Source organism: Corynebacterium sp. HMSC034B08 (assembly GCF_001835805.1).
Classification (GTDB): Bacteria; Actinomycetota; Actinomycetes; order Mycobacteriales; family Mycobacteriaceae; genus Corynebacterium; species Corynebacterium coyleae.
On the sequence record NZ_KV825964.1, the window covers coordinates 379988 to 400548 of the forward strand.

General features: G+C 62.0%; 18 protein-coding genes. 6 read left to right on the plus strand and 12 right to left on the minus strand.

Going from position 1 to position 20561, the window contains the following annotated elements; translation table 11 throughout:
* Positions 1-20: 20 nt before the first annotated feature.
* Positions 21-1367 carry an NADP-specific glutamate dehydrogenase gene (gene gdhA / locus HMPREF2656_RS08250; protein ID WP_070816307.1) on the minus strand — a complete coding sequence of 449 codons (1347 nt, stop codon included), beginning with the start codon at positions 1365-1367 and terminating at the stop codon, positions 21-23.
* Positions 1368-1478: 111 nt separating this feature from the next.
* On the opposite strand from gdhA, the gene HMPREF2656_RS08255 reads away from it, so the two are divergent.
* A complete protein-coding gene (locus HMPREF2656_RS08255) occupies positions 1479-2606 on the plus strand; it encodes a glycerate kinase (protein ID WP_070816308.1) in 1128 nt (375 codons plus the stop codon).
* Here HMPREF2656_RS08255 and HMPREF2656_RS08260 read toward each other — a convergent pair.
* On the minus strand, positions 2576-2965 hold the full coding sequence (locus HMPREF2656_RS08260) for a hypothetical protein (RefSeq protein WP_070422386.1): 390 nt from the start codon (positions 2963-2965) through the stop codon (positions 2576-2578). The genes HMPREF2656_RS08255 and HMPREF2656_RS08260 overlap by 31 nt on opposite strands.
* Before the next feature lie 40 nt (positions 2966-3005).
* Between HMPREF2656_RS08260 and HMPREF2656_RS08265 the strand changes: the two genes are divergently transcribed.
* From HMPREF2656_RS08265 to HMPREF2656_RS08275, 3 genes are read left to right on the plus strand one after another with little or no spacing between them, the layout of a single operon-like run.
* The gene (locus HMPREF2656_RS08265) at positions 3006-4358 is read left to right on the plus strand and encodes a DUF4921 family protein (protein ID WP_224213725.1); all 1353 of its coding nucleotides are present in this window, start codon (positions 3006-3008) and stop codon (positions 4356-4358) included.
* A gap of 7 nt (positions 4359-4365) precedes the next feature.
* On the plus strand, positions 4366-5619 hold the full coding sequence (locus tag HMPREF2656_RS08270; RefSeq protein ID WP_070422237.1) for an amidohydrolase: 1254 nt from the start codon (positions 4366-4368) through the stop codon (positions 5617-5619).
* Positions 5620-5640: 21 nt separating this feature from the next.
* Positions 5641-8031: a glycogen/starch/alpha-glucan phosphorylase gene (locus HMPREF2656_RS08275; protein WP_070816309.1), complete on the plus strand. Its 2391-nt coding sequence runs from the start codon at positions 5641-5643 to the stop codon at positions 8029-8031.
* Here the strand turns inward: HMPREF2656_RS08275 and HMPREF2656_RS08280 are convergent.
* Positions 8028-8486: a GNAT family N-acetyltransferase gene (locus HMPREF2656_RS08280; protein ID WP_070450949.1), complete on the minus strand. Its 459-nt coding sequence runs from the start codon at positions 8484-8486 to the stop codon at positions 8028-8030. The two genes, HMPREF2656_RS08275 and HMPREF2656_RS08280, sit on opposite strands and share 4 nt — an antisense overlap.
* Positions 8487-8515: 29 nt before the next feature.
* On the opposite strand from HMPREF2656_RS08280, the gene HMPREF2656_RS08285 reads away from it, so the two are divergent.
* Complete coding sequence (locus HMPREF2656_RS08285; RefSeq protein WP_070450947.1) at positions 8516-10360, plus strand: chorismate-binding protein; 1845 nt, start codon at positions 8516-8518, stop codon at positions 10358-10360.
* A complete protein-coding gene (locus tag HMPREF2656_RS08290; protein WP_070816310.1) occupies positions 10353-11096 on the plus strand; it encodes an aminotransferase class IV in 744 nt (247 codons plus the stop codon). Before HMPREF2656_RS08285 ends, HMPREF2656_RS08290 begins: the two co-directional genes overlap by 8 nt.
* Positions 11097-11214: 118 nt before the next feature.
* On the opposite strand, the gene HMPREF2656_RS08295 is transcribed toward HMPREF2656_RS08290, so the two are convergent.
* From HMPREF2656_RS08295 to HMPREF2656_RS08335, 9 genes are read right to left on the minus strand one after another with little or no spacing between them, the layout of a single operon-like run.
* Complete coding sequence (locus tag HMPREF2656_RS08295) at positions 11215-13632, minus strand: excinuclease ABC subunit UvrA (protein WP_070816403.1); 2418 nt, start codon at positions 13630-13632, stop codon at positions 11215-11217.
* Between the two features lie 18 nt (positions 13633-13650).
* Positions 13651-15075 (minus strand): pyruvate kinase, encoded by a 1425-nt coding sequence (gene pyk / locus HMPREF2656_RS08300; RefSeq protein WP_070483934.1) that lies wholly within the window; start codon positions 15073-15075, stop codon positions 13651-13653.
* Positions 15068-16027, minus strand: coding sequence for a prolipoprotein diacylglyceryl transferase (gene lgt / locus HMPREF2656_RS08305; protein ID WP_070816405.1), 960 nt, complete (start codon positions 16025-16027; stop codon positions 15068-15070). The genes pyk and lgt overlap by 8 nt, the downstream gene beginning before the upstream one ends.
* Before the next feature lie 18 nt (positions 16028-16045).
* Positions 16046-16864 carry an indole-3-glycerol phosphate synthase TrpC gene (locus HMPREF2656_RS08310; protein WP_070422231.1) on the minus strand — a complete coding sequence of 273 codons (819 nt, stop codon included), beginning with the start codon at positions 16862-16864 and terminating at the stop codon, positions 16046-16048.
* Between the two features lie 39 nt (positions 16865-16903).
* Positions 16904-17569: a TIGR02234 family membrane protein gene (locus tag HMPREF2656_RS08315; protein ID WP_070450939.1), complete on the minus strand. Its 666-nt coding sequence runs from the start codon at positions 17567-17569 to the stop codon at positions 16904-16906.
* Between the two features lie 16 nt (positions 17570-17585).
* The gene (locus HMPREF2656_RS08320) at positions 17586-18374 is read right to left on the minus strand and encodes an inositol monophosphatase family protein (RefSeq protein ID WP_070816311.1); all 789 of its coding nucleotides are present in this window, start codon (positions 18372-18374) and stop codon (positions 17586-17588) included.
* Entirely contained in the window at positions 18367-19023 is a 657-nt protein-coding gene (locus tag HMPREF2656_RS08325; RefSeq protein WP_070816312.1) for a type 1 glutamine amidotransferase family protein, read from the minus strand. Before HMPREF2656_RS08325 ends, HMPREF2656_RS08320 begins: the two co-directional genes overlap by 8 nt.
* A 27-nt stretch (positions 19024-19050) precedes the next feature.
* Entirely contained in the window at positions 19051-20364 is a 1314-nt protein-coding gene (locus tag HMPREF2656_RS08330) for an MFS transporter (protein WP_070816313.1), read from the minus strand.
* Position 20365: 1 nt separating this feature from the next.
* Entirely contained in the window at positions 20366-20545 is a 180-nt protein-coding gene (locus tag HMPREF2656_RS08335; protein WP_070483940.1) for a hypothetical protein, read from the minus strand.
* Positions 20546-20561: the final 16 nt, after the last annotated feature.

The window sequence follows — 20561 nt, forward strand, 5'->3', positions numbered from 1 at the left end:
ACAGCGTACTGGATGAAGCTCTAAATCACGCCTTGCGCCAGAATCGCGTCGGCAACCTTTTTAAACCCAGCGATATTTGCGCCCACAACATAGTCGCCCGCGCGGTCATATTGCTCTGCGGTTCGTGCCGCGGTCTTGAAGATGTTGGACATGATGCGCTGCAGACGGTCGTCGGTGTATTCGAAGGACCAGGAGTCACGGGAAGCGTTTTGCTGCATCTCCAGGGCAGAGGTAGCAACACCACCGGCATTAGCCGCTTTACCTGGGCCGAAAGAGACCTTATTAGCCCGGAAGACCTCGGTCGCTTCGTGCGTGGACGGCATATTGGCGCCCTCCGCGACGTACTTCACACCGTTGTCGACGAGGCGTTGGGCATGCTCGCCGTTGAGCTCATTTTGGGTTGCGCACGGCAACGCCACGTCAGCTTCGAGGTCCCAAATGGAGCCGTCGGTGTGGTAGGTCGCCCCGGTGGCTTCTGCGACATAGTCGGAAACGCGTCCGCGACGGTTTTCCTTGATGTCGATCAGGAGCTCAGTATCAACCCCATTCGGGGTCTCCACCCAACCGGAGGAGTCGGAGAAGCCAACGACAGTTGCACCAAGCGCCTGCGCCTTCTTGATCGCATAGGTGGCAACGTTGCCGGAGCCGGAGACAATCACGCGTGCACCGTCAATGGATTCGCCGTTGGTACGCATCATTTCGTCGGTGAAGTACACAGCGCCGTAGCCCGTGGCTTCCTTGCGCACGAGGGAGCCACCCCATGTCAGCCCCTTACCGGTGAGCACGCCCGACTCGTGCTGGTCCACCAGGCGGCGGTACTGGCCAAACAGGAAGCCGATTTCGCGCCCACCCACGCCGATGTCACCCGCGGGGACGTCGCGGTATTCGCCGATGTGGCGCCACAGTTCAGTCATGAAGGATTGGCAGAAGCGCATGATTTCGGCGTCGGACTTGCCCTTCGGGTCGAAGTCGGACCCGCCTTTGCCGCCGCCGATGGGCAGACCGGTGAGCGAGTTTTTGAAGATCTGTTCAAAGCCAAGGAATTTGATGATGCCCAGGTTCACGCTCGGGTGGAATCGCAGACCGCCCTTGTAGGGGCCAAGTGCGGAGTTGAACTGGACACGGAAGCCACGGTTGACGCGCACGTTGTTGTCATCGTCGATCCACGGGACGCGGAAGATGATCTGACGCTCCGGCTCGCAGAGGCGCTCGATGAGGCCGTAGTCGGCGTAGTGCGGGTCTTTTTCCAGGACGATCTTCAGCGAGTCGAGCACCTCGGCAACTGCTTGGTGGAACTCGGGTTCTCCCGCGTTTCGCTCGAGCACCCTGTCGTAAAAACTCGCAACTTCCTGGTCGATTGCACTCATGTGACCCCGCCTCCAATTTCTATAGGCTTGCAGAATTGTTTACCGGAAAGATGCTACAACACATCTCGCCCGCCCGCGGAATTTTGCGGTCTTCCGGTTAAACTTGCCCGCATGTCTTCCTCTTTCGACCCGGCTCCGTCGCCGAAAATCGTCATCGCCCCGGATTCGTTTAAGTCCACTGCTACTGCGCAGGAGGCTGCTGAATGGCTGGCAGAGGGTGTGACAAGCGTGATCCGCGATGCCCAAATCATCCTTGCCCCGATGGCCGACGGTGGCGAGGGCACGTCCGCGTTGTTTGAGGGGGAACGCATTTGCTTACCGACGACCACAGCAGACGGTCGCCTTACCGAAGCCGAATACACATTCCACGCCCCCTCCTCCACCGCCTATATCGATGTGTCTGCTGCTTCTGGGTTGCCCGCTGTGGAAAAGCCGGCCCCGCTGACCGGCGACACTTACGGCACCGGTGTGCTCATCGCTGATGCGGAGACCCGCGGCGCGAAACGTATCGTGCTTGGTCTCGGTGGCACCGCAACGGTCGATGGCGGTACCGGCATTCTGGTGGCGCTCGGTGTCAACCCCCTCGACGCTGCTGGCTATCAGCTAAAACCTGGCGGTGGCGCGTTGGAAAACCTTGCAGATTTCGACACTGCCAAAGTCAATGTCCCTGCTGGCGCTATGGAGTGGGTGCTGCTCACTGACACGTCTGCACCAGCAACAGGCCCGAACGGTGCAGCTCACGTGTTCGGCCCACAAAAGGGCGCGACCACCGACGATGTTGAACTCTTGGATCGTGGCCTTGCTCGACTGTGCGAGGTCGCAGAGATCGACCCCACAACCCCGGGGCTTGGTGCGGCGGGCGGCGTGGGCATCGGCCTGACATGGCTTTCCACCATGCTGCACGGGACCGATTCCCACGTGCTTATCGTGCCCGGCGCGCGCGTTGTCGCAGATTCCAACGGGCTGACTGAGCAGATCGATGGCGCTGCGTTGGTGATCACCGGCGAAGGTCGCTTCGATGGACAGACAGGCACCGGCAAGGTGGCGTCTGTGGTCGGCGAGCTTGCTGCGGAAGCAGGTGCGGTATTCGCGATTGCTGCAGGGCGTTTCGACGAGCAGCCCGCCGACGGAACTCTCGCAGTGACGCTGCCCGAGATTGACGACGTCCGCGAGCAGCTCGTTCGCGCCGGTGCGGAGATTGCGGTCGCTTACCTCAACACTTCAACTGTCCAGGGATAAATCGACGGGGCCTCGAACTTGTCCTGGTCCTCGAGCGCCACGGGGTCGCGTGGCAGGTCGCGCTTGGGGGTCAGGATGCGTGAGAGCCCCATAGCGAGGCGGTTAATACTGTCCGCGCCTTCGGACTCGATGCGGTAGCGGTGGATTTCAGCGTCGTCTGCTGGCTCGCCGCGGTCGTGTTCATAGGTTTCGGCGAGCTGGGCGTGCACGGTGTCGTCGATACGCACTTGCTCCATAGTCACGCTGCCGGAGGTGAGCATCTCGCGGCGCACCAGGATGTCGAGGGCGCGCTGGAATGCGTCGCGTACCTCTGGAGCTGCCGCGGGTGGGACGAGGACGTCGAATTGAATGACAGACATGGGCATAAGGCTAGACGCTCGGGGCGGTAGGGTGTCGTTCATGTCTCACGCTGCTGTCAACCCGACGCCCGCGCAGCACACAGCGCTGCAACGTATGAAGGACGGCACGTTAAAGCAGGTCAATCCGTTCACCGGAACCCATGTGTGGACGGTGCCTGGCCGTGGCAACCGTCCGCTTCACCCCCAGCCGAACGAACCTGCAGCACTTGGCCCCGGCGCGCACACCGATACGTGTAATTTCTGCGCGGACCGCATGCTGCATACTCCCCCGGAGCGTTCGCGACTGGTGACTACCAGCACGGGTTTCGACATTCTGCGCAATGTCATGCCGGATGAACTCGATGCGACACAGGCCGACTTTCGGCGCGTGCCCAACCTGTTCGAGATCGTTTCTTACGACTACTGGCGCGAAAACTATGGTGCGGAAATGTCAAAAGATTGGCAGGAGCACATGGAGCGCTACCTGTCGGACCCGTCTGGCCGACACCACGTGTTGGATATTGTGCGCACGCGCTTGTCTGCGTCGGGTCAGGATCCGGATCTGCCGGACGAGCAACTGCTCAGCATCGCGCCTGCTTATTTTGGTGGTGGGCACGACGTCATCATTGCAAGGCGGCACTTTATCGACGACGCCCGCGACACCTCCGACCTCGCAGGCTCAGGCTCGCTCACTGCGGATGAGCATTACCAGTTCATCGCCTTCACCGTCGATTCGTTGCACGACCTCATCACTCACCACCGTCACGCCCGCTATGTTGTGGTGTTTCAAAACTGGCTCGCCGCAGCCGGCGCGTCCTTTGAACACCTGCATAAGCAGTTGGTTGCTATCGACGAGCATGGCGTCAACGCTGAGTCCGAAATCGCCAAGTTGCAGCAGCACCCGAACATGTACAACGACTGGGGTGTGAACCCCGCTTTCGACAACAACCTGGTCATCGCGGAGAACGACCACGCCGTCCTAGTTGCCGGTGTGGGGCACCGCTACCCCACGATGACGGTGTATTCGAAGTCGGAAGCATGCGAGCCATGGCTGCACACTGACGACGAGGTCCGTGCCATGTCGGACCTGCTCCACGCCGCACACGCCGCGACCGGTACCCGTGTGGCCACGAACGAAGAGTGGCACTACAAACCACACGATGTCGAGGTGCCAATGCCGTGGCGTATCAATGTGAAGTGGCGCATCTCTACTGTTGCGGGTTTTGAGGGCGGCACGCAGATCTTCGTCAATACGCTTTCGCCCTTTGATGTCCACGACCGCGTCACCACGGAACTGGAGCGCTTGCGTGCCGTGGGAACGGTCGCGCCTAGTATCCGTATAGGCCAAGAATGCACGCCTAGGCCGAACGTGCTGCGCTATACCCAAGGTTTGGCCCCGAACGTAGAGAGGTAACGAGACTATGAGCAACATCGCCGACATCTTGGATACGTACCAGGTTGATGCAGCCTGGCAGCGCCGACTCTACGAGGAACTGCACGCTAACCCGGAGCTCTCCATGCACGAGGAGGAGACCTACCAGCGAATCCTGCATGAGTTGAAGCCGCTTGATTGCGAGGTTGTTGCCCCGATTGGCAAGTACGGCATCTGCGCAGTCTTTCGCAACGGCGAAGGCCCGACAGCGCTCTACCGAGCCGACTTTGATGGCCTTCCGGTCACGGAGCGCACCGGCGTACCGTTTGCTTCCCGCAAGGTGGTCACCACTGCGGATGGGCACACGACCGGCACGATGCACGCTTGCGGCCACGACATCCACACCACGGCTCTGCTGAGCTTGTGCCACGTCATGGACAACACGCGCGACCACTGGTCGGGCACGTTTATCGCATTGTTCCAGCCTGGCGAGGAGCTGGCTGCGGGCGCCCAAGACATGGCCGATGGCGGCCTGGCTGAGAAGGTGCCCACCCCGGACGTGGTGTTGGGCCTGCACGTGATGCCTGGTCGCGCTGGCGAGGTCATGTCCAAGCCCGGCCCGCAGTTCGCTGCTTGTGATTCGATCAGGGTGCACATTCCCGGCCGTTCGGCCCACGGTTCGATGCCGCACAACTCGGTGGATCCCACGTTTACTGCCGCGATGATTATCGCTCGTCTGCAGGCGATTGTGGGGCGTGAGGTCAATCCGGCGGATTTCGCGGTGGTCACCGTCGGCAGCATGAGTGCTGGGCGCGCGATCAATATCATTCCAGGGTCGGCGGAGTTGGTGCTCAACTGCCGTTTCTACGACGACAAGGTCAAGGCACGCGTGTATGCCGCCATCGAGCGTGTTGTCCATGCCGAGGTAGCTGCCTCGGGCGCGGAGGGCACGGCTGGCATCGAGTACTTTGCTCACGGCGAACTGTTGGACAACGACGAGGCGGTCTTTTCCGCAGTGCGCGCGAACTTCGATGCGGTGTTCGGTGAGGACTCGGTCACGTCGGATCCGAAGACGGTTTCCGAGGACTTCCCGATCATCGGTCAAACGTTTGGGGCGCCGTACCTCTTCTGGCTCATCGGATGCACCCCGCGCGACGTGTGGGATCGTGCTGTCGCGGAGGATAGGGTTGCCGAGGATGTTCCGGTCAACCATATGCCGAACTTCCTGCCGGATTATGAGCCCACGATTTCTGCTGCCACACGCTCGGCCGCAGTTGCTGTCTTGACCTACCTAGCTGGCTAACTGGCGGTACGCTTGGGCGCCATGACGTTCTCCAAGCAGTCACCCGCATTTGAGCAGACGATCGCAGGCCATGTCCGTGGCTTTGCCGGCAAGTCGCCGCAAGCCGCAACCGTAAAGAAGTTTTGGACCGGCTTGTCGGCCGCTGTCGTTGAGCAGATCGCCGACGATTGGGATGAAACTCGCAATACCTACCGCAAGACTCGTCGCGCTGCGTATTTCTCGGCGGAGTTTTTGCAGGGCCGTGCGCTGCTGAACAATCTGACGAACCTTGGGCTCGTCGATAAGGCTGAGGCTGTGGCCCGCGAGTTGGGCCACGAGCTCTCCGACGTGTTGGAGGCAGAACACGACGCGGCACTGGGCAATGGCGGGCTCGGCCGCCTCGCCGCCTGCTTCTTGGATTCGGCAGCGACGCAGGACTATCCGCTGACCGGCTATGGCCTGCTGTACCGCTACGGGTTGTTCCGCCAGGAGTTCGAGGACGGCTTCCAGCGCGAGCACCCGGACCGTTGGAAGGAATCGTTCTACCCGTTTATCGTGCGTCGTGGCTCTGAGCAGCGCATTGTTCATTTCGACGACATGGATGTGCGCGCAATTCCGTACGACATGCCGATCACGGGTTACGGCACGAACAATGTGGGCACACTGCGTCTGTGGGACGCTTCCCCGATCGATGAGTTCGACTATGACGCGTTCAATTCTCAGCGCTTTGCCGACGCGATCCTTGAGCGCGAGGCTGTCCACGACATCACGCGTGTGCTCTACCCGAACGACACCACGTACGCCGGCAAGTTGCTGCGCGTGCGTCAGCAATACTTCTTCGTGTCTGCATCATTGCAGGAACTTATCGACGACTACCGCGCCGCCCACGGCGACGACCTGCGCAACTTCCACAAGTACAACTCGATCCAGCTCAACGACACACACCCGGTGCTCGGCATTCCTGAGCTGATGCGTTTGCTTATGGACGAGCACGGACTCGGCTGGGATGACGCCTGGGAAGTCACCACCAACACGTTTGCCTACACCAACCATACGGTGCTGCAGGAGGCGCTGGAGACCTGGGAGGAGTCCATCTTCAAGCAGCTCTTCTGGCGCATCTGGGAGATTGTGGAAGAGATTGACCGCCGTTACCGCCTTGATATGGAGGCCCGCGGGGTGGATCCAGAAACGGCGCACCACCACTCCCCGATCCACGACGGTCGCGTCCACATGGCATGGATCGCCTGCTACGCCTCCTATTCGGTCAATGGTGTGGCTGCGCTTCACACGGAGATCATCAAACGCGACACGCTCGGCTTCTGGCACGGGCTGTATCCGGAACGCTTTAACAACAAAACCAACGGTGTGACCCCGCGCCGTTGGCTACGGATGTGCAACCCGCGTTTGTCTGAGTTGCTGGACCGTCTCGCGGGATCGGACGAGTGGGTCACCGACCTGTCCAAGCTGCAGGAACTGCGCCGCTTCGCGGACGACCCGGATATCATGCGCGAGCTGCGCGAGATCAAGGCAGCGAACAAGCGAGACTTCGCCGGATGGATCAACGCCCGCCAGGGTGCGGTGATCGACCCAGACTCGATCTTTGACACCCAGATCAAGCGTCTGCACGAGTACAAGCGCCAGTTGATGAACGCCCTGTACATCCTGGATCTGTACTTCCGGATCACCAAGGATGGCGAGCACAACATTCCGAAGCGCACGTTCATCTTTGGTGCGAAGGCGGCCCCGGGGTACGTCACGGCGAAGGGCATCATCAAGCTCATCAACACCATCGCTGAGCTGGTGAATAATGACCCCGTGGCGTCTCAGTACATCCACGTGGTGTTCGTGGAGAACTACAACGTCTCCCCCGCCGAGCAGATCATCCCGGCAACGGATGTTTCCGAGCAGATTTCCACCGCTGGCAAAGAGGCGTCGGGAACCTCGAATATGAAGTTCATGATGAATGGCGCTCTCACCTTGGGCACGATGGATGGCGCGAATGTGGAGATTGTCGATGCCGTCGGCGAGGACAATGCTTACATTTTCGGCGCCCGCGAGGAGGACCTGCCGGAGTTGAAGGCGCACTACAACCCGCGCCAGGTTGCGGAGCAGACCCCAGGGCTCATGCGCGCACTCGATGCGCTTGTCGACGGCACCTTGGATGACCGTGGCACCGGAGCCTTCCACGACATTCGCGCATCACTTCTCGACGACAACGGCTACGGCGAGCGCGACGTCTTCTACGTCTTAGGCGACTTCGCTGATTTCCGTGCGACTCGCGACCGTATGGCCGCTGACTACTACGCCGACCAGGACGAGTGGGCGCGGAAGTGCTGGATCAACATTTGCGAGTCTGGCCGATTCTCCTCCGACCGCACCATCCGCGACTACGCCGACGAGGTCTGGAAGATCAGCCCAACCCCGATCAACTAATCGCGCACCATGCGTTTGGTGGTGATCTTGTCCCGCTCATGGGTTTTCGACTCACCATCAAACGCAAAGCCTTGCTTGGTGTAGAAGGCCTGGGCGCGGTCGTTGAAGTCTGCCACCCAGAGAAATGCTGGTTCGCCGGGGTGGATGACGGCGTCGAGAAGCTTCGGCGCCACTCCGGTCCCTGCTGCGTCCTCGAGCAGGTACAGGTTGCGAAGTTCGGTGCGCTCGCCTGGGATGCCGTACGCCAACCCGATGATCTTTCCGTCAAACTCCGCGATTGCGACGCGGCCGTTCGGGTTGCGGAAGTACTCGACCCACTGTTGTTCGAGTGCTGCGTGATCGTCGAGGACGTCGTCGTCAATATGCCCCCGGAATGCTTGGGCACGGGAGCGGTAGTGCATGTCGGCAATGGCGATGGCGTCTTGTGCGCTTGCTTGTCGGATGCTGGCGTCCATGCGCGTCAACGCTATACGATTCCGAATCGATGATCCTGCTCATTGACAATTACGATTCATACACGTTCAACCTCGCCCACCTCATCGCCGAGGCTGCCGGCCGCGAACCACTCGTTGTGCCTGCTGGCGAGGGTGCTGACCTTCCACAGCGTGTGCGCGCCGGCGAGTTCAGCCACGTTGTGATCTCCCCCGGGCCAGGTACCCCCGAACGCGAGGAAGACTTTGGTACGTCCCGGCGCGTGATTGAGGCTGCCGCCGATTCCGGGGTCCCGCTGCTGGGCGTGTGTCTGGGACACCAGGGTCTGGCGATGCTCGCAGGGGCCTCCGTCACTCGTGCTCCGGAGCCTCGCCACGGGTTCGTTTCCACAATTACCCATTCCGGTGAGGGCATTTTCGCTGGTATTCCGCAGGGTTTTCAGGTGGTGCGCTACCACTCTCTGCACGTCGAGGAAATCCCCGGCGTCACCGTGCACGCTCGCAGCGAAGACGGCGTCATCCAGGCGCTCAAGGTCGATGGCGCTCCGCATTGGGGTGTGCAGTTCCACCCCGAATCGGTGCTGACTGAGCACGGCGCCGCGATCATGCGTAACTTCCTCGGCGGCTGGCGGTTGCTGCACCGCGAGGTGCCCGGCGCACTCGACTGCCAGCGCGTCTTCAACGCGATCAAGCGCGACGGCAACGATGCGTTTTTCCTCGATTCCGCCGACCCCCGCGGGCGTTTCTCCATCCTCGGAGACACCGCGGGCGCCCTGTCGCGCTCGTTTCGCTATTCGCTTGGTAGCGACCCCGATATCCTCCACACCCTCCAACACGAACTATCCGCCCCTCTCCACGACGCGCCTGACCTGCCCTTTACCGGCGGTGTCATTGGGTACCTCGGCTACGAGTGCGCGGAGCTTACCCTTCCGATCACGCTGCGCCACCGCTCCCCATACCCGGACGCTTACTTTGTGCGCCCGCAATCGTTCATCGTTTACGACCACGAGGCCGAAATCGCCCACTTGTGTGCACTCGCCGGCGACGGCACGGATGCACTCCTTGACCGCCTCGAGAAGGCCTTGGATGGGGCGGACGGTGCGCGGGGGTCGTCGATTAGCAATGGTTCCTGGAGCAACCCCGACTACCTCGACTGCATCGAGAAAGCACAGGACCTGCTGCGCGCCGGTGAGAGTTACGAGGTCTGCCTGACCGACACCTACACCGCCGAAGCAACCGGCGAGATCTATGCGCCGCTGCGTGAGCACAACCCCGCGCCATATGCCGCGCACCTCATCTTCGACGGTGTGGAAGTCGCCAGCGCCTCGCCCGAACGTTTCCTCACCGTGCGAGGCCGCGAGGTGGAGGCCAAGCCGATCAAGGGCACCATCGCCGCTGATCAGGACCCCGCATTGCTTCACGACGACAAAACCCGCGCCGAAAACCTCATGATCGTCGACCTGCTGCGCAACGATCTTTCCCGCGTCTGCGAACCCGGCAGCGTACAGGTCCCGGGTCTGATGCAGGTGGAGTCGTATGCCACCGTGCACCAACTGGTTTCCACCATCACCGGGCAGCTACGCGAGGGAGCCACTGCCGTCGACGCCATCCGTGCCACCTTCCCGCCCGGTTCCATGACCGGCGCACCGAAACTACGGACGTGCGAAATCATCGACCGGCTGGAAACCTCCCCGCGCGGCGTCTACTCGGGCGCGCTCGGCTACATCGGGTTCGACGGCCAAGCCGACCTGTCGGTGGTCATCCGCACCGCAGTACGCGCTGGCTCCACTGTGACAGTCGGTGCAGGTGGCGCGATCGTACTCGCCTCCGACCCTTCCGCTGAGCTCGCCGAGCGCAACCTGAAGGCCCAGTCCGTTTTAGGAGCGTGGGATGCGTAAGTACGCCGGGCACGGCGCGTTTGTTCCACGTGACTTCCTTGACGGCCCCATCGACGTCGCAGATTCTTGGCGCCACTCCTCCGGCAGCACCAACGGCCTCAGCCTGCACATCGAGCGCTTCACTCGCACCGCCGGTCCGCTCCCCGCCGGGTTTGTCGACGCGATGCTGCCGCTGCTCAGCGAAGGCGAACTCTTCCCCCGCATCGCGCTCTCCTCAGGGCTTTTGCTTCTCGACGTCCGCCCCGCCCCATCCCCTCGCCCCACCACCTCACTGACCTACACGCAAGCCCCAGACCCGCGCACCCAGCCCGAGGTGAAGGGGCCCGACTTCGGCTCTCTGCGGACCTATCGCGACCGGTATCAGGTGGCGGGAACGGACGACACGGTGGTCGTCGATAAGCATGGCGCCATGCTGGAAACAACCACCGGCGCGCTGGTGATGTGGGACGGCGACACGCTGTGCATCCCCGACGGCGTGTGGCTGCCGAGTGTCACACTGCACCAGGTTGTCGCGCGCGCCGAGAAGTTAGATATGCGGGTGGAGCGCCGTCAGCTCAAACCCGAACTCGCCGCCAAGCACCCGTTGTGGTTCCTCAACTCGCTCCACGGCATTAGCCCCGTCAGCGAACTGCATGTAGGCGACGATGTGATCACTCCGCCGGTCCACCCAAGTTTCAACGAGTGGCGCGACTGGTGGTGGGGCAGTTTTACGACCGAATGGCACATCGAGGCATAGCGAAACACCGTGGGTCCCCAGGACTATGCCGCTGCATAGTCTCTACAACCGCCAACACACTATGCCGCTGCATAGCGTCGCACCACCGCCGGGTCCGAAACCCAGCGAGCCCCCGGGACTATGCCGACCGCTCGGCGAGCACGCGCCCTGTTGCGGTGTCGCACTTTGCGAGCTCTGACGGGGTGCCCGAAGCCACAACTTGTCCGCCGTCTGCGCCAGCGCCGGGGCCCATCTCGATGACACGGTCCGCCTGCGCGATCACGGAGACGTCATGCTCGACCACGATCACGGTTTGGCCCGCTTCGACGAGGCTGTTGAGTTCCTTGACTAGCAGTGAGATGTCGGCGGGATGCAGGCCGGTGGTGGGCTCGTCGAGGAGGTACACGGTGTGGCCCCGGCGCGAGTTGCGGGAGCGCTGCAACTCGGTGGCGAGTTTGATGCGCTGTGCCTCGCCACCGGACAGTTCGGGCGCGCCCTGGCCGAGGCGCAGGTACCCCAGCCCCACGGCTTGCAGAGTTTCGACGGCGCGCAGGATCTTCGGTTCGTCGGCGAATACGTCCGCGGCTTCGTCGACGGTCAACTCCAGCACGTCCGTAACGCTGAGTCCTTCCCAGGTCACTTCGAGGGTTTCGTCGTTGTAGCGTGCACCGCCGCAGTCGGGGCAGGTGGTGTACGAGCCGGGCAGGAACACGAGCTCGACTTCGATCTTGCCGGCGCCGCCGCAGGTCGGGCACTGCCCTTGCTTGACGTTGTAGGAAAAGCGCGACACGCTCCATTTGCGCCGCTTTGCTTCGTCGGTTGCGGCGAAGAGTTTGCGCACGCCGTCGAAGAGTCCGGTGTAGGTGGCCAGGGTTGACCGCGGGGTGCGCCCGATCGGCTTTTGGGTAATTTGCACGACGCGGGTGACAGCGTCAAAGCCATCATGCTTATCGACGCCCCACTCGCCCTCCTGTCCCACCTCATCGTCTTCATCAACAACGGTAGAGGCGGCGTCGCGAAGGACACCGGCGAGAACGGTGCTGACCAGCGTCGACTTGCCTGAACCAGACACACCAGCCACGGCGGTGAACTGCCCCATCCCAAACGACACATCCAGGCCGTCGATGGAGCGGGCCGAGACACCGGACAGGGAAAGTTCGCCGGTTGCGGCGCGGGGGTCGTCGTTAAGCGAGAGCTTGCGGTTGGCAAGCGCGCGGGCAGTTGGCGCATCGCCGGAGTATTCGCTGGTGGGGCCGGAATAGACCACTTCGCCGCCGCGCTCACCCGCGAGCGGCCCGACGTCGACGAGCCAGTCAGTCTGGGCAACGAGTTCCATGTCGTGTTCCACCAAGAGAACGGAATTGCCTGCGTCGATGAATCGGCGGCAAATATCCAGCACCGCACCACGCTCGGACGGGTGTAGGCCCGCTGACGGCTCGTCGAGCACATACGCCACACCGAACAGGCCTGAGCGCAGCTGCGAGGACAAACGGATGCGCTGCAACTCACCCGCGGACAACGTGGGCGCGGGCCGATCCAGGCTCAAGTGCGCAAGGCCCAAGTCGAGTGCGGACTGCACCGCGGGCAAAATCTGTTTGAGCAGCAAGTCTTCGGCGGAGCCCTCCGAGGGCTTCTGTGCCGCGAGTACCTCATAGACACGGTCGAGAGGCAAGGCGCCGAGCTCGTCGATGGGCATGCCAGCATAGGTAACCTTGAGTGCTTCCGGGTTGAGGCGACGGCCGTGGCAGGTCTCGCAGACGCGTGACTCCATGTAGGACAGCACGCGTTTGCGCAGGGTATCGGACTGTGTTTCGGCGAGTGTACTGGTCAGATACGACGCCACAGATCGCCAGGTGCCTTTGTAGTTTCGCTGGATCTGGTCCGCGCCGCGCAGCGGTTTCACGGTCACCACGGGGCGCTCGTCGGTGAACAGGATCCAGTCACGGTCCTTCTTCGGCAGATCCTGCCAGGGTGAATCGAGGTCGTAGCCCAGCGTCTGCAAAATGTCGTGGAAGTTCTTACCTGCCCACGCGCCAGGCCAGGCTTTAATCGCGCCCTCCTCGATGGATAGCGTCGGGTCCGGCACCATCGACTCTTCGGTTGGCTCGTGCACGACACCTGTGCCCTGGCACGTCGGGCACATGCCTTCCGGCGTGTTGGGCGAAAACGAGTCGGAGTACAGCCCCTTCGGGTTATCGCCAGCGCGCGAGTACAGCAGACGAATGCTGTTGGACAGCGCCGAGACCGTCCCCACCGTCGAGCGCGCCCCGCCCCCGGAGGTGGACTGTTCGAGCGCCACGGTCGGCGGCAGTCCCTCAACCGCGCCGACCTGCGGGTCTACTGCAGAACCAATCAGGCGACGCGCAAACGGCGCCACCGACTCCAGGTAGCGCCGTTGCCCCTCCCCGTGGATGGTGCCGAACGCCAGCGACGACTTACCGGAGCCTGACACCCCTGTCACCGCAACGAGAGTGCCGCGTGGGATATCCACGTCCACGTTGCGCAGGTTGTGTAGGTGGGCATCGCGTACTTGGATTCCAGCATGTGTTTCAGGCATGCCCACCAGGGTAACGCGTTAGGGGTTTCGCGTGTCCTCGCCGAGTTGGTGCACGAGGATCGTGTTGGTAGTGCCCGCAACTCCTGGCGGGGTGCCCGCGACGACCACCATGGTGTCGCCTTCGTGGTACTGGTCCATGGCTAGCAATTGCTTGTCCACAACTTTGACCATCTCGTCGGTGCTGTTGACCTCATCGCACAGGAACGTCTCCGCACCCCAGGTCATGGCCAATTGCGAACGCACCTGCTGCACCGGTGTGAACACGAGCAGTGGCAGGTCCGGGTGCAGACGCGCCACGCGGCGTGCAGTATCGCCGGAGGTCGTAAACGTGACAATGGCACGCGCGTTGAGTCGCCGCGCAATGTCGTTCGCCGAGTAGGACACCACGCCACGCTTGGTGCGCGGAATGTGGTTCAGCGGCGGGACGTTGCCCATCGTTTCCGCAGAACGCACGATGCGGCTCATGGTGCGTACCACGTTGTGTGGATCCACGCCGACGGATGTCTCGCCGGACAGCATCACGGCATCCGCGCCGTCGAGCACCGCGTTGGCTACGTCGGAGGCCTCCGCACGGGTGGGGCGGGAGTTCTCAATCATCGAATCGAGCATCTGCGTTGCGACGATCACCGGCTTCGCATTCTCACGCGCGATCTGAATCACACGCTTCTGCACAGCCGGCACCTGCTCGAGCGGGATCTCCACGCCCAGGTCACCACGAGCGACCATCACCGCGTCGAATGCAAGGATGATGGACTCCAACGCGTCGACAGCCTCGGGCTTTTCCAGCTTTGCGACGACCGGCACGCGCCGGCCGACCTCATCCATGATCTCGTGCACGAGGTCGACATCAGACGGCGAACGGACGAACGACAACGCAATAATGTCCACGCCGAGCTTCAGCGCGAACCGCAGATCTTCCTTGTCCTTCTCGCTCAGCGCAGGCACGGAGATGTCCATACCGGGAAGCGACACGCCCTTGTTGTTCGACACCGGGCCGCCTTCGGTGACGCGGCAGACCACGTCGTTGCCGTCGATGTCGGTGCAGACGAGGCCGACCTTGCCGTCGTCGACAAGCAAACGATCCCCCGGCTTCGCATCCTTGGCCAGCTGCTTGTACGTCGTAGACACACGGTCGTGCGTACCTACAACATCGTCGACGGTGATGCGGACGGTTTCGCCCGTCTCCCAGTAGGTTTTGCCGTCGCCTTCAAAGCGGCCAAGGCGAATCTTCGGGCCCTGCAAGTCCGCCAAAATGCCGACCGCATGGCCGGTCTCATCAGTGGCTTCGCGCACCCAACGGTAATTCTGCTCGTGATCCGGGTAATCGCCGTGCGAAAAGTTCAGGCGCGCGACATCCATGCCGTCGCGCACGAGTCCTAAGATCGCATCCTTGCTGGCCACAGCGGGACCGAGCGTACAAACGATCTTCGTTTTCCTATCCACGTTTTCCAACCTCACCTTCGTAGGCTTCTCGCGTGTCTTCCACCGCAACACGGTACTCCGGATTGTCCTCTTCTGCCGTGGACGGTGCGTTGTAATCCGGATCGACCTCTTCCGGGGTCTCGCGCCCCTTCGGTGTGCGCATGAACATCACCACCGCGATGATGAACAAGATTGCGGTCATCCAGGTGTTGACGCGCAGGCCGAGGATGAGCGTGGCTTCGTCGCTACGCATCTGCTCGATGAAGAACCGGCCAAGGGTATAACCCGCGACATAGAGCCAAAACACGCTGCCATGGCCAAGGCGCCGGCGGCGGTCAATCCAGATGAGCAGGAAGAACACCGCAACGTTCCAGATCAGCTCGTAGAGGAACGTCGGGTGCACGCTCGCGATCACCTCACCGGTGGACCGGCCGGTCAGCGGCGCGAACTCCCCCGCCTCGTTGACGCGGTAGTAAATATCCAGCGCCCACGGCACATTGGTTTCGGCCCCATAGAGCTCCTGGTTGAAGTAATTGCCCAACCGGCCGATGCCTTGGGCGAGAATCACCGTCGGCGCAACTGCATCCGCAAGTGGCGCGAACGGAAGGCCCTTGCGGCGCATCATCACCCACACGCACAGGGTTCCCAGCGCGACTGCGCCGATGATGCCCAACCCACCCGAGGTGATGTCGAAGGCCTTCCACGGGTTCTTGCCCTCACCGAAGTACTTATCGTAATCCGTGATCACGTGGTAAAGGCGCCCGCCGATAATGCCGGTCGGGATAATCACGATCGCTGCATCCCAGATCGTCTCCGGATTACCACCGCGGGCCTTGTAGCGACGCAGGGAAATCAACAGCGCGACAACAATGCCCGCCATGATGCACAGCGCATAGGCACGAATCGGAATCGGTCCGAGCTGCCACACCCCCTGCGGCGGGGAAGGAATGTTTGCCAGAAGTGTTGTTTGCACGCCCAACAGTGTGCCAGTTTAATTCCGCGATGGACAGGCTGGGTGCTGTCCCGCGGCCGCCAAAGAGCGGGTTGCCTCGTACACATCGCCAGACGCCATCACAGCCTCCGCTGCCAACACGGCATCCGCACCACACGCGGCGGCGTCCATCAAGTCACGCGGAGTGGTCACACCACCCAGGCTGATCTTGATCACTTCGGTGGGAAGCCCCGGCGCGATATCCGCAAAGGCGTTGCGGTTGAGGTCGTTGGTGTCAAAGGTCCAGGAGTTCACCGCGATCACACTCACGCCGGCCTTAAGGGCCCGATCCGCCTCCGCTGGCGTGCGCACCTCGGCCACACCGACCATGCCCAGCGATTCCACTCGGTCCAGCAGTGCCTCCAGGCGCGGCTGTTCGAGGATGCCTACCTGCAGCGGGAGCATGTCGGCGCCGTAGCAACGGGCCTCGTGGATCTGGTACGGGTCGACGATGACATCGCGACACACCATCGGCAGGCTTACGGCTGCGCGGGCGTTGGCCAGATCTGCCAGGGAGCCGTCGAAACGCAGCCGCTCTGTCTGGCAAGCGATGAGGTGGGCGCCACCGCGCTCGATGTCTTGGGCAACCGACTCGATCGAGCGTCTGCCTACCGCGGTTGGGCCAAAAACTGGCGAGTTGCGTTTGATCTCCACGATGACCCCGCAGCCGTGGCGCAAAAGTGCTGCTTTAGCATCGCGGGTTGGGGGCATGTCGCGCGAGCGGGCCTTGATTTCCTGGAAAGGCACGACCGCTTCGCGTTTTTCGACATCACGGAGCACACCAGCGACAACGTTTGATACTGCGCTCGGTGCCGACATGCGCCTACCTCCAGGTGATACGGCCTATAGCGCTATAGGTTAGCGGTTGCCCTGCGTAGGACGAAAATCCTCGTCACCAGTTTCGGTCGGGTCGATATCCGCGTCGAGCGCATCCCACATCACGCGTCCGGAATCCGGCTCCTCTTTCAGGTCGTGACGGATGGTTTCTTTGCGCACAGCTTCCTTCTCGTATTTGTGTTGCTTCGGCGCATCCTCGCCAGGCTTGACGACGAGCATCGCACCGCCAATCACCCCCAGCACACATCCCACGATCGTGAGTACTGGGCCTACCACAGCAACGTCGGCGGCGGTGATCTCCGCCCAGTTCGCAATAGCAGCGGAGGACGTATCCGTGGCTGCCTGTTCCGCCCCTGCCGTCAAGATGGCGTGGATACGCTCATGGTCAGCACCACGCGCCAGAAGCGCTGCTGCTGGGATGACAGCAGCAGCGGCGGCGAGCGCGCAAATTCCGCCAACGACACGACGACCGACCTTGCGCAACGCAAACGCGGCAATCGCACCGGCGAGCAGCAGCACCGCCACTGCGGTGATCTCGGTGGACCACTCCGCGCCGGTGATGGTTGCTACACCTTCGCCGGAGAGGTCGTCGTTGTACTTCGCGGTCACCCAGTCCATGCGGGAAAAGCCCCACATCACCGCACCCGCCACACCGAGCAGCAGTGCACCGGTTTTGTTCTTCTTCATCTGAAGCGTCCTTCCGCTACTTTGCAACCATCTGGATCGCATCGAGCACAGTACGATGCGCATGCGGTGTACCGATAACCACACCGGCGGTGGTCGGAGTCCATTCCGAACCATCAAACGCGCTTGCGTTCGCCCCTGCACTGCGCGCCAACAACACACCAGCTGCGTTATCCCAGATGTGCGGGGAAAAACTGACCGCAGCCTGGTAGATCCCCTGCGCGACGAAGGCCAGGTCAACGCCGACCGATCCGCTGATGCGCGGCCGCAGGTGCGAATCCGTGAGTGCGCCTGCCAAGTCGAGACGGAACGATGCTGGGTATCGCTGCCTATCCGCCGAGGCCAACGAGCCAATCCCCACCTGCTCCGCAGCGGAAGTCAGCGCACCAACCGGTGGCAAGGCGTTGCCGTTGAGGTGCACGGGCTCGCCATCGACCGCGGTGAGGCGCATGTTCAGCAGCGGCGCATCGGTAATCGCTGCGACCGGTTTTCCACCAAGCAGCAGCGTGCACAGGATGGCGCAGTTCGGATTGCCGGACGAGTAGTTCGACGTACCGTCGATCGGGTCAACAACCCAGCACGCCTCCAGATCAAACGACCCGCCTTGTTCCTCGCCGTACACCGCAATGCCAGTCGTGTCCGTCAGACGCTTGCGCAACAGCTTCTCAATGATCAGATCAGCCTCTGTGGCAAAGTCGCCGGCCCCCTTGCGCAGTGCAGGAGCAGCCCCCACTTTGTCGACGAATACCTCACGCGCCTCATCAACCGCGCACAATGCAGCATCAAGCAGCTCCGCCGGCTTATGCATGAGACACCTCCGGCTGCAGCTGCTGCACCCAGTTGCCCAGCACGCTCACACCAACCTCACCGGACATGGCTGGGTCGAACGCCATCGCCCACAATGGCCCATTTTCTACAGCGGCAAGGATGCGCTCGCCGTTGATGTCTGCCCAAGACAGTTTCGGGTAGGCGATGAAGTCATCCTCTGCCAACGGGAACGACTTCACGGCTTGTGGCGCGTCGAAGAACACGTCTCCAACAATTCCGGCCAGCAGCTTCGAACCATCTGCCGCCACGACGGGGTACTCCCCCGCTTCAAATGCTGCCTCCACAACTTGGCCCGGCCACTCCCCAAGGCCTGGTGTGGTGCGGCTGCCGGTCACGGCGTCGTCGAAAAGCACGTGCATTCCAGTGCCGACCGCAAGCAGTGCCCTACCCCCTGCCAGACGCTGGCCTACGATGCGATCCCCTTTGATGCGCTTGATCGCCGCAGCAGCGTCTGCAAACGATGCCCCACCAGGCAGGACAAGACCGCCTGCCTGCACAGCCTTGTCGGGGTCAGTGGTGGCAAAAGCATCAGCACCTGCATTCACCAAAGCACTGACAAGGCTGGTGGTGGTCTCACTGCCGAGGTAATCAAGTACCGCGACTGTCGGGCTTGCCGGGGTGTTCGTCATGGTTGCGTAGTGTATCCGCTCCCCCGATTACTGGTTCTTCGGCTGCTTCTTATTCTTCGACGGATAACGACGCGGCGCCTGCACAGCCTTCAAACGAGCCGACAGATTGTTAACTTCCACCACACGGTGACGGCCCAACTGACGGTCAAGCAACGTGACAATCAGCCCAATCGCGATGACACCGGAGGCGATGCCAAACATCGGCGCGAACGCCATCGTGGCAATGAGCATGCCGTAGAAGGTAGAACCCAGGCCCGTCCCGCCGTCGAAAGCAATGTTCCAGATAGCAGAAGCTTCCGAGGTCTTCGAGCGCGGCAGGCGGTAGAACATCATGGTCAGTGCCTCGTTTTGCACCGCGCCGAAGCCTGCGCCGTAACACAGGGCGGCCAGCAGCATGGTCCACACCGGTAGCTCAAGCGCCAAGATGGCAGCCATGAGCAACACGCCGAGTGCACAAAGGACCTGGCATGGGATGAGCACGGTGCCGGGCTGCCCACGACGGTCCATGATCTTGCCTGCCGTGTAGCGCGAGATCATCGACGCAAAGTTCATCACGCCGAGCATTACGCCACCCATCGCGGCACCCGTGGCCGGGTCGAGATCACGCATGGAGACCGGCAAGAAGTTCGTGATCGCACCGTAAGCAGTGGTCACAAACATCAACGCGAGTGCCGGCACGAGCACCAGATGCCACATGGGCACATGGACCATGTTTGTGGTCTCTGGCTCGGAATCCGGTGGTGGAATAGCAGGGATCGCCGCACAGGCAATGAGCGAGATGCCACCGATCGATGCCGCGATCATGTACACGGCGTCGTAGCCAATCCTGTCCACCAGGGCCAAGCCCGATGGCAGCGCAATCATCTGAGCAAGGCCGACAACACCACCGAAAATTCCCGTGGCACTGCCGAGCAGGCGCAGCGGTACCAGCTCCGCGATAATCGCCGCTTCAGCCACGGACAATGCACCGAAGCCGATGCCACGAATCGCACTAACCGTCAGCAGCGGCGCTGCATCCATGCCGATGATGTACCCCAACGCCGGGATACCCAGAAGCATTGAGGCCACTGCCATGATGATGCTGTAGCCGAACCTCCGCAGAGCCCACGGTGTACAAACCTGCGTGAGCACTGTTGCCAGCATGAACACACCAGTGGACAGCCCGGCAAGGGATGCAGACTGTCCGGCATCGATGACGGCTGTGGGCACTACCGGCAACAGAAGCGACCAGGCGGCGAAGGCGGATGCAACGGCGACGAGCACCGGGATCAAACCACGGGCCCGCCACACATTGGTTAGCGAATCAACCTCGTCGCGGGTAAGGGGCCGAACTCCGAACATCTCACATCACCTCCACCAACATCAGCACACCACCTAGGGCTGCCATAACTGCAAGAAGCGCGAGGACGGCAGTCACCGCTCTTGAGGAGCCGTTCTGATACGACGACCACACTCCACCGACGAGGATGCCTGCAAGGAGGAACAGCAAAAGAATGAAGAATGTGTTTCCGGCACCTGCCACTGGGCGAACCTCCTGC

What these genes read in the sequence shown, in the direction of transcription:
- gdhA (WP_070816307.1), bottom strand. Translation starts at nt 1,367, where the DNA reads ATGAGTGCAATCGACCAGGAAGTTGCGAGTTTTTACGACAGGGTGCTC.
- HMPREF2656_RS08255 (WP_070816308.1), top strand. Translation starts at nt 1,479, where the DNA reads ATGTCTTCCTCTTTCGACCCGGCTCCGTCGCCGAAAATCGTCATCGCC.
- HMPREF2656_RS08260 (WP_070422386.1), bottom strand. Translation starts at nt 2,965, where the DNA reads ATGTCTGTCATTCAATTCGACGTCCTCGTCCCACCCGCGGCAGCTCCA.
- HMPREF2656_RS08265 (WP_224213725.1), top strand. Translation starts at nt 3,006, where the DNA reads ATGTCTCACGCTGCTGTCAACCCGACGCCCGCGCAGCACACAGCGCTG.
- HMPREF2656_RS08270 (WP_070422237.1), top strand. Translation starts at nt 4,366, where the DNA reads ATGAGCAACATCGCCGACATCTTGGATACGTACCAGGTTGATGCAGCC.
- HMPREF2656_RS08275 (WP_070816309.1), top strand. Translation starts at nt 5,641, where the DNA reads ATGACGTTCTCCAAGCAGTCACCCGCATTTGAGCAGACGATCGCAGGC.
- HMPREF2656_RS08280 (WP_070450949.1), bottom strand. Translation starts at nt 8,486, where the DNA reads ATGGACGCCAGCATCCGACAAGCAAGCGCACAAGACGCCATCGCCATT.
- HMPREF2656_RS08285 (WP_070450947.1), top strand. Translation starts at nt 8,516, where the DNA reads ATGATCCTGCTCATTGACAATTACGATTCATACACGTTCAACCTCGCC.
- HMPREF2656_RS08290 (WP_070816310.1), top strand. Translation starts at nt 10,353, where the DNA reads ATGCGTAAGTACGCCGGGCACGGCGCGTTTGTTCCACGTGACTTCCTT.
- HMPREF2656_RS08295 (WP_070816403.1), bottom strand. Translation starts at nt 13,632, where the DNA reads ATGCCTGAAACACATGCTGGAATCCAAGTACGCGATGCCCACCTACAC.
- HMPREF2656_RS08310 (WP_070422231.1), bottom strand. Translation starts at nt 16,864, where the DNA reads ATGTCGGCACCGAGCGCAGTATCAAACGTTGTCGCTGGTGTGCTCCGT.
- HMPREF2656_RS08315 (WP_070450939.1), bottom strand. Translation starts at nt 17,569, where the DNA reads ATGAAGAAGAACAAAACCGGTGCACTGCTGCTCGGTGTGGCGGGTGCG.
- HMPREF2656_RS08320 (WP_070816311.1), bottom strand. Translation starts at nt 18,374, where the DNA reads ATGCATAAGCCGGCGGAGCTGCTTGATGCTGCATTGTGCGCGGTTGAT.
- HMPREF2656_RS08325 (WP_070816312.1), bottom strand. Translation starts at nt 19,023, where the DNA reads ATGACGAACACCCCGGCAAGCCCGACAGTCGCGGTACTTGATTACCTC.
- HMPREF2656_RS08330 (WP_070816313.1), bottom strand. Translation starts at nt 20,364, where the DNA reads ATGTTCGGAGTTCGGCCCCTTACCCGCGACGAGGTTGATTCGCTAACC.